A 12,024-nucleotide genomic window follows, 5' to 3' on the forward strand; every position below is an offset into this window, starting at 1 on the left:
CCTTAGCGGGAGAGGAGGCGAAGAACCTCGAAGGCCGAGTTACTCCAGCGTCGCTTGCACGCTGATCGCCAAGTTGTTCCTCAAGGCGCCCGAGATCGGGCAGCCTTGCTCGGCTTCCTCGGCGAGGCGCTGAAAGCCTTCTTGGTCGAGGCCGTCGGCGCTTCCACGCACGACGAGTTGCATCTCGGCGAGCTTGAAGCCTCCCGGCACTTGATTCATGACGCAGGTCGCCTCGGTGTGAAGGTCGCGCGGCTCGTGTCCGTGACTTTTGAGGACGTTCGAGAACGCCATCGTGAAGCATCCGGCGTGAGCGGCGGCGACGAGTTCCTCGGGATTGGTACCTTGGCCGTCCTCGAAACGGGTGTGGTAGCTGTACGCCGTGTCCTTGAGGACCCCGCTCGGCGTGGACAGTTCACCTCGACCGCTGCGAAGATCGCCCGTCCAATGAGCGTTGGCTTTTCTCTTGATGTTCGCCATGGCGGCCATCATGACCTCGCCTCGACGACTCTTACGGTGAACATACGAACAGAATTGAGGATTTGTGAACGTGGGTGTTCACCCAATCTTTCGAGTGCGTGACATGAAGGACCCTCATGATGTATATGAGAAGTACGAGCGTTGCTCGAAGGAGGAGACGTATGAAGTTCAGATACTCATTGACGACGTTGCTGCTGTTGGGCAGCACAGCCTTCGCGGGCGGCGGAAGCGGAGAGCCGACGCAACAGCCTGCCGTGCGTCCGGCCGTGCCCGCCCAAACCCAGCCCGTGTCATGCACGGACGCCGCGCCATACGCGCGCGCCGCGATCGACCTCGTCGTGCAGCGCGGCCTCATCGTCGGATACCCCGGTGGATCCTTCGATTGGTGCGACGCCGCCACGCGGCAAGAAGTCGCCGTGATCTTCGCGCGGCTTCTGACGCTGTACAAGCTCGAAGACATCGCGCGCAACACGCAAGAGCTGCAAACGCTGCAACTCGGCTTGCAAGAAATTTTGCGCGCCATCAGCGAACTGCAAGATCAGGTGCGCGCCCAAGCGCAACAAATCGACCAACTTCAAAACCAAATCCGCGCCATCCAAGACGCGCTCGGCCGCGTCACCACCACCCCTGGCCCGGCAGGCGCTCAAGGCCCCGCGGGCGCGACGGGCGCCCAAGGCCCCGCCGGCGAGCAAGGTCCCGCCGGTCCCCAAGGTCCTGCCGGTGCGACGGGCGCCCAAGGCCCCGCCGGCGAGCAAGGTCCCGCCGGTCCCCAAGGCCCTGCGGGCGCGACGGGCGCCCAAGGCCCCGCTGGCGAGCAAGGCCCCGCCGGTCCCCAAGGTCCTGCCGGTGCGACGGGCGCTCAAGGCCCCGCCGGTGAGCAAGGTCCTGCCGGCCCTCAAGGCCCTGCGGGCGCGACGGGCGCTCAAGGCCCCGCCGGTGAGCAAGGTCCTGCCGGCCCCGCCGGTCCTCAAGGCCCCGCGGGCGCGACGGGCGCCCAAGGCCCCGCCGGTCCTCAAGGCCCCGCGGGCGAGCAAGGCCCGGTCGGTCCCCAAGGCCCCGAGGGCCGCGCCGGGCGCGACTTCGTGCCGCCCGCCGAGCCTTTCCGCACGACCTCGTACCTCGGCGTGAGCTTGTACAGCGTCTTACAGCAAAACGTCGGCCAAGTTGTTCGCGTCATCGCCGGGAACGATTCGCTCGTCGGCAACTTCGGCTTGCGCGTGAGCGGCGACATCACCATCAACGGCACGTCGCCCGGCAACAGCGTCGCCCTCGCGGGCACGTACCGCACGACGATCGGCCTCGTCGACGGCTACGTCGGCATCGGCGGCGGCTTGAACTTGTCGAACCAAGCGACGTTCGGCGAAGGCGTGCTCGGCGTCGACTACCGCCTGCTCGAAAACGTCGCCTTGTTCGGCGAAGCGCGCTCGCGCTACTACTTCGACGGCAGCAACGCCAACATCGGTTCGATCGCGTTCGGCGTGCAACTGCGCTTCTGATCGCAAGTTCGAAGACGTCACCTCGCACCCCTCCCGAGTCGGGAGGGGTTTTACACTGAGGCATGTCGCATTGGGGCGTGGAAAGTTGGACGTTCGGCCGGGAGCTCAAGGGATTTCGCAAGCTCGCGCGTGACGAGCGCGGCGCGGTGCTGCTGCTGCACGGCTACGGTGAGCACGCGGGCCGCTACGGGCACGTCGTCGAAGCCCTCGCCGACGCTGGTTTCAGCGTGTACGCGTACGATCAGCGCGGGCACGGCCAATCGAGCGGACCGCGCGCCCTCGTGCGCATGGCCGACCTCGCCGAAGACCACCTCGCGGCGCGCGAGTGGTTGCGCGCGCACGTGAAGACGCCGGTGTTCGCCCTCGGGCACTCGATGGGCGGTCTCGTCACGGCGATGAGCGTCGTTCGCGATTCGCGGGGCCTCGCGGGTGTGATCTTGTCCAGTCCGGCGCTCGTGACGGGACAAGACGCGCCGCCGCTCGTGCGTCGCCTCGCGCCTTTGATCGCGCTCGTCGCGCCGAGCTTTCCCGCCAGCGTCATCGAAAAAGGCGTCTTGTCGCGCCAAGCCCAAGTGCAAGAAGCCTTCGACGCCGACCCGTTGTGCTACACGGGCAAGGTGAAGGCGCGAACGGGCGCGGAGATGATGACGGCGGGCCACGCCTTGTGGTCGCAGCTGGACCGCTGGAGCCTTCCGACGCTCGTCATTCACGGTGACGCCGACCGTCTCATCACCGTGGAAGGCTCGCGGCGTTTTCTGCGTGAAGTCAAGAGCGCGGACGTGCAGTACTGGGAAGTGGCGGGGGGGTATCACGAACTGTTCAACGACGAGGGCGCGGACGAGGCGATCGCGAAGGTCACGTCTTGGTTGAACGGGCACGTCCAATTAAGAGCGTGAACGTCACTTGAAGACTTCCTTCATCTTCGATCCTCGCGTACATGTCGGCAGATGTGGCCACCTAAGATAAAAGATGAAGGAAGTCGAGACATGACTCATCCGCCTCCCCTGTTCCAACCGTTCATGTTGTCTCAGGAAACGTTGGGCGTTCTGCCTGTCGTCGCCTGGGTCATGAACGAACGGGGGCATGTGGTGTTCGTCAACGAGGCGTTCGAGCGCACGTGCGGCGTGACCATGGAGCGCTTGCCGAGCGACTTCGCGGAGTTGTGCGACGAGCACGACCGAGCGTTCGTCCGCAGCGCGTGGCGTGAAGCGCACGAGGCGCACGCGACGCTGAACTTCGAGGCGCGTGTCCTCACGGCCGAGGGTTACCGTTGGTGGCACATTCAAGGCATGGCGCAGGACGCGGCACCACGAGCGTGGCTGTGCCTCGCCACGGACGTCCACGAGCGGCACGCGGCGCTCGAACGCAGCGTCGCCGAGGCCGACGAGCGCGCCCGCCTCACCGAGGCGTTGCAGCAGACGCTCGCGCGGCTCGAGATGACGCTGTCGGCAGGGCAACTCGGGTTGTGGGAAGCGGACTTGGCGAGCGGCAAGACGGCGTGGGAAGGCGAGATGGATCGGTTGTACGGCCTCCAGCGCGGCGAGTTCGACGGGACCGACGACCACTTTCGCCGCCTCGTGCACCTCGACGATCACTCGAGGATGCAAGCGGCGTACGAGCAAGCTCTGCGCACGGGCGTCTACTCCGCGTCGTTTCGCGCGGTGCATCCCGACGGATCGACGCGTTGGCTGCAGTCCGTCGCGCGAGTGGTGCGCGACCACGAAGGGCGGCCCGTGAAGTTGATCGGAGTGAATTACGACATCACCGAGCGCATCGAGGCGGCGGAGGCCCTCAGCGCGTCCGAGCAGCGTTTCCGTCTGCTCGCCGAGCACGCCAGCGATCTCGTGTGCCTCATGTCGCCCGAGGGCGTGTACCTGTACGCCTCGCCGTCGCACCGCCGCATTCTCGGCTTCGAGCCTGACGAACTTATCGGACGCAACGTGTACGAGCTCTTTCCTCCTCACGACTTGAGCGAGATCGAACGCAGCCACGAGGCGGTCTTGGCGGGCCGACCGTTCACGGTGACGTACCGTGGGCAGCGCAAGGACGGCACGCCCCTGTGGCTGGAAAGCACCAGCTTGCCGATTCTGAGCGACGACGGCCAGGTGAGCCAATTGCAAGTGACGACGCGCGACGTGACCGAACGGGTCGAGGCGCGAGAGGCGCTCGAACGCCTCAACGCGAACTTGGAGACGCTCGTACGCGAACGCACCGAAACGTTGCAAGCCGTCATTCGCGGCGCGCCCATCATCTTGTATTCCGTCTCGCCCGACGGGACCTTCGTGCTCTCCGAAGGCCAAGGACTCGGCAAGTTGGGCTTGTCGGGCGGCGAGATCGTCGGGCAGAACATCTTCGAGTTGTACGCCTCGTCGCCCGAAACCCTGGAGTTCGTGCGCCGCGCGCTCTCGGGCGAATTGGCGACGGGCGTCGTGAAGGTGCTCGACCTCGTGTGGGAAATGTGGGTCGCTCCGCGCTTCGATGAGGCGGGCCGCGTCTGCGGCATGATCGGGGTGTCCACCGAAGTCACCGAGCGCGTCAAGGCCGAGGAGGAGTTGCGGCGCGCGAACGCGAGTTTGCGGCGCAGCAACGAGGAATTGGAACGCTTCGCGTACGTCGCCAGCCACGACTTGCAGCAACCCTTACGGGCCGTGACGAGCTTCACAGGCCTGCTCGAGCGCCGCCTCGAGCCGATGCTGGACGACAAGACGCGCCAGTACATGACTTACGTCAAGGACGGCGCGAAGCGCATGAAGACCCTCGTAGACGATCTCTTGGCCTTCGCGCGTCTCGACTCGGCGCCGCCTCGCTTCGACAGCGTGAACGTCGCCGACATCGCCCGAACGGTGTTGCAAGACCTCCAAGCCGAGCTCGACGAGAGCGGCGCGGTCGTCACGAGTGACGATTTGCCCCTCGTGCGCGGCGACTCTTCGCAACTCACGCAGTTGCTGCAGAATTTGCTTTCGAACGCCCTCAAGTTCCGGCGCGACGCGCCCTCTCGCGTGCACGTCGGCGTGACGCGCAGCGGCATGATGTGGCACTTCACCGTCTCCGACAACGGCATCGGAATTCGACCCGAGCACTTCGACCGCATCTTCGAGATGTTCGAACGCCTGCACACCCGCGAGCAGTACGAAGGAAACGGCGTCGGCCTCGCCATTTGCCGCAAGATCGTCGAGGGGCACGGCGGACGGTTGTGGCTGGAAAGCACGCCCGAAATCGGAACGACCTTCCACTTCATCTTGCCCGGTGTGACGAAGGGACGCACGTGACCCTTCGTCTGCTGGTCGCCGAGGATCACCTCGAGGACGTGGAGTTGCTGCGCGCCGCGCTGGAGGAAGCGCCGCTGCCGTGCGAGCTTCATGCCGTGCGCGACGGCGAGGACGCCTTGGCGTTCTTGGGCAAGCGCGAACCGTTCGAAAGCGCGCCCGACGTGCACCTCGTGCTGCTCGACCTCAACATGCCTCGGCTGCGCGGCCTCGACGTGCTGAGAGAAGTGCGCTCGAGCGAACGCTGGCGAGACCTCACCGTGATCATCCTGACGACGTCGGACGCGCCTCACGACGTCGAGGCGAGTTACGCGGCGGGAGCGAACGCTTTCGTCACGAAGCCCGTCGACTTCGCGACTTTCTTCGACGTCACGCACGCGGTCACGTCTTACTACGCGGGGATGCTCGGCGTCGCTCATCGTGCCAGCACGAGCACGTAGACGTCCGTCGCGCCCGCCGCTCGAAGCGTTCGCGCGCATTCCCCGAGCGTGCGGCTGGTCGTGAGCACGTCGTCGACGAGCAACACGCGCCGAGGCGCCCGTTCCGTCGCTTCGAAAGCGCCCTCGACGTTGAGACTTCGCGCCGCGCCGCGCAAGCGGGCTTGCTGACGCGTGCGGCGCACGCGTCGCAGCAAGAGGCGCGACGGCACGCCGAGCCGAGCCGCGACTTCCCTCGCCAAGACGTCCGCTTGGTTGTAGCCACGCTCGCGCTCGCGCGACGCGTGCAACGGCACGCTCGTCACGACCTGCACGTTCCACGCGGCTGGCACGCTCGGCGCGAGAACGCTGGCGAGACGCGACGCCACCTCTCGGCTTCCGTCGAACTTCAGGGCCTTCACGAGCCGCCGCGTCACGCCCGCGTACGGCCCGAGGCTCAAAAGGTGTGGCGACACGTCGGAGCGAAGCATGGAGTGGGCGCTCACGTCGGGACGCAGCGAGGCGAGGCACGCGTCGCACACCCCTCTCGCCGCTCCGAGCGAAGCGCGGCAACCCGGGCAAGATCGAGGCAGCAGCGCCGCGAGAAAGTTCAACACCCGGCGAGCGTATCGCCGGGCGCTGAAGCCGAGGAAAAACCGCTCAGCGCAAGCTCAGCATCATCGCGAAGTGCGCGCTGGAACCGCCGAGGACGAACAGGTGCCACACCTCGTGAAAACCGAACGTTCCGAGGTTGGGTTTCTTCATGGCGTACACGACTGCGCCCACCGTGTACAGCAAGCCCCCGATCGCCAGCCATATCAGCGCGGCGGGCGGCAGGGTCTTGAGAAACTGAGGCAGGAACATCACGGCCAACCACCCCATCCCGAGGTAGAGAGCCGTCGAGATCCAGCGCGGCAACTTCATCGTGACGAGTTTGAGGGTGATTCCGGCCAGGGCGATTCCCCAAATCACCCACAGCACGACGTCGCGCCACGGTTCGCCGAGGCCGTAGTACGCGATGGGCGTGTAGCTTCCGGCGATCAGGAGGAAGATCGCGCTGTGGTCGAGCTTGCGCAACCACCGCAGCGTTCGCTCGGAGCCGTGGAAGGAATGGTAGCTCGCCGACGCGAGGTACAGAAGCGCGAACGACACGCCGAATACCACGAACGGCCACAAGCTGAGACCCTTCGCGTTCGCCCACACGAGCATCACGATCGTAAACGGCACGGCGAGCACCACCCCGCTCCAGTGGGTGAGGGCGTTGATCGGCTCGCGCAAGGCGCTGTACAGGCGTCGCATGCAGGAAGTGTAACGGAAACGACGGAGGACGAATGGTCCCCCGTCATGATCGCGGACGTCGTCCTGGACTACTTGCGGCTGTAGTTCGGCGCTTCTTGCGTGATCGTCACGTCGTGCGGATGGCTCTCGATCAGGCTCGCCGACGTGATGCGCGTGAACTGCGCGTCGCGCCGTAACGTGTCGAGGTCGGGCGCTCCGCAGTACCCCATCGCGCTTCGAAGGCCGCCCACGAGTTGATACAGCACCTCGCTCACCGCGCCCTTGTACCCCACGATGCCCTCGATGCCTTCGGGCACGAACTTCTTCGAACCGCTTTGAAAGTACCGATCTCCGCTGCCCTGATCCATCGCTCCCAGCGACCCCATGCCCCGGTACGACTTGTAGCGGCGCCCTTCGCGCAGCACGACTTCGCCCGGCGCTTCGTCCGTCCCGGCGAACATCGACCCCAGCATCACCACGCTCGCGCCCGCCGCGATCGCCTTGGGCACGTCCCCGGTCTGCTTGACGCCGCCGTCGGCGATGACGGGCACGCCCTCGGGCAAGGCCGCTTCGGTGGTGTTGAAGATCGCCGTGATTTGCGGCACGCCAACGCCCGTGACGACGCGCGTCGTGCAGATCGACCCTGGCCCTATTCCCGCCTTCACGGCGTCCGCTCCCGCCAAGATCAAATCCCTTGCCCCCTCGTACGTCGCCACGTTTCCGGCGACGACGTCCACGTCGAAGTGGGTCTTGACGCGTTCCAGCGCGCGCAAGATGCCGACCGAGTGCCCGTGCGCCGAATCGAGCACCAGAACGTCGACGCCCGCCGCGACGAGAGCGCCGGCGCGGTCCATGAGGTCGGGCGAGTTTCCGATGGCGGCGGCGACGCGCAGGCGACCCATGTCGTCCTTGGCGGCGCGCGGGTACTTGATGCGCTTCATGACGTCCTTGATCGTCACGAGACCCGTGAGCTTGTAGTCCTCGTCGACCACGAGAAGCTTCTCGATGCGGCTCTTCTTGAACTGCGCCTCGGCGTCCTCCAGCGACGTCCCGACAGGCACGGTGACGAGGTTCTCGCTCGTCATGACGTCTCGCACCGGGGTGCTCATGTCGGTGACGAAGCGCAAGTCGCGGTTCGTCACGATGCCGAGGAGTGTACCGTCGGGCGCGGTGATCGGCACGCCGCTGATGCGGTACTCGTTCATGAGGCGCTCGGCGTCTCCGACGGTCGCTTCGATCGGCAGGGTGATCGGATCGACGATCATGCCGACTTCGGAACGCTTCACCTTGCGGACCATCTCGGCTTGCAGTTCGAGCGGCATGTTCTTGTGAACGACCCCGATGCCACCTTCACGCGCCATGGCGACTGCCATGTTCGTTTCGGTGACGGTGTCCATCGCGGCGGACGCGAACGGAACCTTGAGGCGGACGCGACGCGTGAGCTGCGCCTCGAGGCTCACCTCGTTCGGAAGAACTTCGCTGCGCCGCGGAATGAGCAGCACGTCGTCGAAGGTGATGCCGTCCTGGGAGAACTTGTACGCGAAGCGGTCGTTCGAAGCGTCCATATTGGCGCGAAGTATACCCCTCGCGCGGGCGAATCACGGGAAGCTGGCCCCCTCTTGCGCGCCCGGACATCGCGTGCTAATCTTCTCCTCGCCCGTAAGGGACCCTTCCGAGGGGCTGTAGCTCAGCTGGGAGAGCGCCTCGTTCGCAATGAGGAGGTCAGGGGTTCGAATCCCCTCAGCTCCACCAAGAAAACCCCGTCACCGACGGGGTTTCGCTTTTTCGGATCCTCGATTCGGCCGATATTAGACGAAGTTTGGCAAACGGTTGGCAAACCGAGTTTCCGCTTCCTCCGCTCGACACGCTTCAATCGCGTCGATGCACCCACAAAACGTCCGTGGCGAAACGACTCGAATCGTCGATCCAACTTCGAAGTTCCATGGCATCTTCGGGCGTGATCATGGCCAAAGTGGTCGTCGGCGCCGCGCCGAATGGACTGTCGAACCCGTAGCCGACCATGACGTTCAATCGATCGGTGAGCAGGAAGCGATCGTGGAACTTGTCGAACTTTTCCGGCAGCGCACCTTCGACACGCCGCACCTTCAACGTGACGCCCGCGGGAACGAGTCGAGGCAGTCGCCGCTCGCAGTCCACTTCGAAGGTGTCCGCGGAATTGTTCGCGGTGCACAGGCAAACGATTTCGACGCTCGGACCGCGCGCAACTTCGAGCTGCCCAAGCAGTTCGCCGAGCACGCCGACGTGTCGAGACGAAGGCGAAAAGTACGGGTCCAAAAGCAGCACGCTGTGACTTCGCGCGAGCGTTCGACCGAACACGTCGCCGTATTGCTCTGGCTTCTTCGCGATGCGTCGAGATTGAACCGCTCGCCACCAAGATTGCCCGTCGTGCGCCTCGTCGATTCGCTGCGTGCCTCGGCGCCCGTCTTCAGTCAAAACGGCGTCGAACGGATCGTCGGCATGTTGCTTCAACGCGTTCTCGAGCCAGGAGAGTCGCCCGTCGTACGGCGAGCCCGTCCTGTCGACGTAGATCGTTTGCGACGCGGTGTTCTGCTGCTCTTCGAGCCAAGCTTCGCATTGTGCCAGCGCCCTGGCGCTCCCTCTCCCCTGTTCGCGCATGGTGTGAATCGCTTGTGCAACTCGCCGACGCCACTTGCTCGAGCTTTGCAGCGTCGCCAAGTAGCGACCGCTGTGCGAGCCGAACGCCATCACGAACGAATACGGAAGCGGATGTTGAGCGAGCGCGTCGGGTTCGACGGCGTACTCCCGCAGCATCACATCAGCTCCTTCGAGCGATCGGCGAAGAACCCCTTGGGCCAATGTCCTTCGAATTCACCGTTGACCGTCAGCGGAACTTCTCGAAATGTACTTCCTTGCGAACTCGGTTCGCCGAACAGCACGAGGACGTCTTGAGGGCCGATTCGTAGTTCTTCACTCGGCTCTTCGCCCTCGGTCGTCTCGCGTATCCGCCGAAGGATTCGCAGCATGAGATGCTCGCTGTGCGTCTCCAGCAAGAACACGCTTCGATTTCTCTTGGCACTCGCGATGAACGTGTCGGCCAACTCGGCTTGCAACGCGGGGTGCAAGTGCAGTTCGGGCTGTTCGATGGCGACCAGCTTTTCGTCCTCGGCCTCCGCGTACACCAACACGGGCACGACTTGGCTGATTCCCGTTCCGACGTCCCGAACGCTGACTGCGACGTCGTGACGCACGTCGAACAACACCAATTCTGCGCTAGCGGGCGACGTGAATTCGTCGTAGGCGTTCGGGCGATCGGCGTAGAACTTCTCGGCCGACAGGTCGGCGAGCGAAGCCGAGTGTTCGGCCGCCCACCAGGACAAGCGCAGCTGCCCAAGCTCGGCGGTTCTCGAGTTCGCGAAGTCGATCGCCTCGCTTTCCGCGTCCAAGTCCACGTCTTCGACCTTCGAGTGCTCTTCCGCATCGGGGAACTCTTCCAAAGACGCCAGGTGTGCTTCGAGGACTCTCCGTCGCACCTGCTCCAGCGCGTGCTCGAAGGCTTCGAGCGGGATTCCTTGGAGAGGAAGCTCTGTCCTCAAGGCTTTCGTCAGCCACGAAACACCTTGTGTCAGGCCATCCTCGTATGCCAAGTGCTGCCTTCGCCGGACGCTTCGCTGATCGAACAGCCTCCGATCGACGAATCGGTAAGACGTGTTCAGCCCGTGCGGACCCAACCAGCGGTTAACTCTTTCTCTGATATTGCCGTCCTTGACGAGGGTCGACCAAACGTCGCCGTCCTGCCGACTCGATTGCTCTCGTCCAAGACGTCGATCCGGCAGACGACGCAACGGACCGAGGTAACGAAATCCTTCGAGCGCGCGAGCAGTGTCGACGGCCAGCGTGTCGACGAAACGTACGAACAGCGGTAGGACCTCCTCGACGAGTCTGCGCTGGTTCTCCAAGTAGTGGGAGGCTAGGAAGTAGGCGTGCTGGTCTTTTGCCAACTGTTCGCGATCTGGATTATGCAACGGCCGCGCGAGATGATCGAGAAGCCGACGTCCAACGTCACCTGCAGGAAGGCGAAGTTGTCGAGGCGTCGTTGACGTCTCGAATTCGGCGAAAACTTCACGGAACGCCGACGAATGCGAAGCGAGGGACGGTAGATAACGATGACTACGATCGCCCACGTCCTCCACCGCCTGCCACCGTCTCGTGCCTGGGTTGTGCTCGACGTGAAGACCACGAGGTGCGGCACGCCCCAACACGCCGGTGAGAAGCGCGGCTTCCGGAATCGCGAAGTCCGTTCGAAGAGCCGTCAAGACAGCAGCATTCAATTCTCGACCCGCCATGTCGTAACGGGATCGCGAAATCTGCAATATTTCGGGATTCGTCGATGCTTCCTTGAATTCCGACCGCAGGGCCGAATGCACGAGACGCCGCAGCTGCGGTGCGTCGGTGTTGAGGTGAGTGAGCGCGAGCGCGCGCGGGAAACTCCTACCCTGAACGTCGGCCACCTCAGCCGCTTCCAACGTCAAGAGGTAGGTGTTGTCCTCGTAGATACGGCATCGACGAATGCCACCTTGATCCAAGCGGCGGTTCGGGTCTTGCGCGAGTCGAGGGTCCTGCTGCTCGTCCCGATCCAAGCCGAGCTCCATGTCCCACGTCAAAGTACGCTTGCGGCGCGACGTACCTGGCCGGTCCTCCGAACGATCGTCGGTAGCCTCGACGGTGAATTTCAGCCGGCACGTACGCGAAGGAACGCGACCGTGGATGAAACTCAGCAAACCGCCGAGATCGACCTCCTGTGCTTGGTGTCGAATCACACCCGGGTTGAAGTCGCCGACTTCGAACGCTCGCTTGAGAAGGAGCAAGGCTTGGATGACCGACGATTTGCCGGCGCTGTTAGGACCGAACAACAGCGTGAGAGGCTTGAATTCCACCCTCTGCGTCGTACGAATCGACTTGAATTTTTCCAGCTCGATTGACTTCAACATGCGACCTTTCGACGTGATTCGACGGGTGGTAGGACGATCTACGATGCCAGATTATGGCGAGACAGCGTATCCGCCAAGCGAAGTTGCGACCCTACGCAGGATGGCTGACGCAGGTCGCTGC

General features: G+C 64.2%; 10 protein-coding genes, 1 tRNA gene and 1 pseudogene. 5 read left to right on the plus strand and 7 right to left on the minus strand.

Annotated elements, in window-relative coordinates:
- Positions 1 to 39 precede the first annotated feature (39 nt).
- Positions 40 to 477 carry an OsmC family protein gene (locus DES52_RS14470; protein ID WP_110887583.1) on the minus strand — a complete coding sequence of 146 codons (438 nt, stop codon included), beginning with the start codon at positions 475 to 477 and terminating at the stop codon, positions 40 to 42.
- Positions 478 to 638: 161 nt separating this feature from the next.
- Between DES52_RS14470 and DES52_RS14475 the strand changes: the two genes are divergently transcribed.
- The 4 genes from DES52_RS14475 (at position 639) to DES52_RS14490 (ending at position 5,679) form a co-directional block, all read left to right on the plus strand.
- Complete coding sequence (locus tag DES52_RS14475; RefSeq protein ID WP_110887533.1) at positions 639 to 1,973, plus strand: collagen-like protein; 1,335 nt, start codon at positions 639 to 641, stop codon at positions 1,971 to 1,973.
- Positions 1,974 to 2,035: 62 nt separating this feature from the next.
- Positions 2,036 to 2,869: an alpha/beta hydrolase gene (locus tag DES52_RS14480; protein ID WP_110887534.1), complete on the plus strand. Its 834-nt coding sequence runs from the start codon at positions 2,036 to 2,038 to the stop codon at positions 2,867 to 2,869.
- 90 nt (positions 2,870 to 2,959) lie between these two features.
- On the plus strand, positions 2,960 to 5,242 hold the full coding sequence (locus tag DES52_RS14485; protein ID WP_170131064.1) for a PAS domain-containing sensor histidine kinase: 2,283 nt from the start codon (positions 2,960 to 2,962) through the stop codon (positions 5,240 to 5,242).
- A complete protein-coding gene (locus DES52_RS14490) occupies positions 5,239 to 5,679 on the plus strand; it encodes a response regulator (RefSeq protein ID WP_110887536.1) in 441 nt (146 codons plus the stop codon). Before DES52_RS14485 ends, DES52_RS14490 begins: the two co-directional genes overlap by 4 nt.
- Here the strand turns inward: DES52_RS14490 and DES52_RS14495 are convergent.
- From DES52_RS14495 to guaB, 3 genes are all read right to left on the minus strand, one after another.
- Positions 5,655 to 6,272 carry a ComF family protein gene (locus tag DES52_RS14495; protein ID WP_110887537.1) on the minus strand — a complete coding sequence of 206 codons (618 nt, stop codon included), beginning with the start codon at positions 6,270 to 6,272 and terminating at the stop codon, positions 5,655 to 5,657. The two genes, DES52_RS14490 and DES52_RS14495, sit on opposite strands and share 25 nt — an antisense overlap.
- A gap of 43 nt (positions 6,273 to 6,315) precedes the next feature.
- Positions 6,316 to 6,954 carry a PAQR family membrane homeostasis protein TrhA gene (gene trhA, locus DES52_RS14500; protein ID WP_110887538.1) on the minus strand — a complete coding sequence of 213 codons (639 nt, stop codon included), beginning with the start codon at positions 6,952 to 6,954 and terminating at the stop codon, positions 6,316 to 6,318.
- Positions 6,955 to 7,022: 68 nt separating this feature from the next.
- Complete coding sequence (gene guaB, locus DES52_RS14505) at positions 7,023 to 8,498, minus strand: IMP dehydrogenase (RefSeq protein WP_110887539.1); 1,476 nt, start codon at positions 8,496 to 8,498, stop codon at positions 7,023 to 7,025.
- 111 nt (positions 8,499 to 8,609) lie between these two features.
- Here guaB and DES52_RS14510 point away from each other — a divergent pair.
- Positions 8,610 to 8,685: transfer RNA gene (locus tag DES52_RS14510), tRNA-Ala, on the plus strand.
- A 117-nt stretch (positions 8,686 to 8,802) separates the two neighbouring features.
- Here the strand turns inward: DES52_RS14510 and DES52_RS14515 are convergent.
- From DES52_RS14515 to DES52_RS23760, 3 genes and pseudogenes are all read right to left on the minus strand, one after another.
- The gene (locus DES52_RS14515; RefSeq protein ID WP_110887540.1) at positions 8,803 to 9,726 is read right to left on the minus strand and encodes a hypothetical protein; all 924 of its coding nucleotides are present in this window, start codon (positions 9,724 to 9,726) and stop codon (positions 8,803 to 8,805) included.
- Complete coding sequence (locus DES52_RS23485) at positions 9,726 to 10,364, minus strand: AAA family ATPase (protein WP_245901015.1); 639 nt, start codon at positions 10,362 to 10,364, stop codon at positions 9,726 to 9,728. Before DES52_RS23485 ends, DES52_RS14515 begins: the two co-directional genes overlap by 1 nt.
- Positions 10,365 to 11,822: 1,458 nt before the next feature.
- A pseudogene (locus DES52_RS23760) lies at positions 11,823 to 11,903 on the minus strand (hypothetical protein); the annotation flags it as partial.
- Positions 11,904 to 12,024: the final 121 nt, after the last annotated feature.

Source organism: Deinococcus yavapaiensis KR-236 (genome assembly GCF_003217515.1).
In the GTDB taxonomy this organism is placed as follows: Bacteria; Deinococcota; Deinococci; order Deinococcales; family Deinococcaceae; genus Deinococcus_A; species Deinococcus_A yavapaiensis.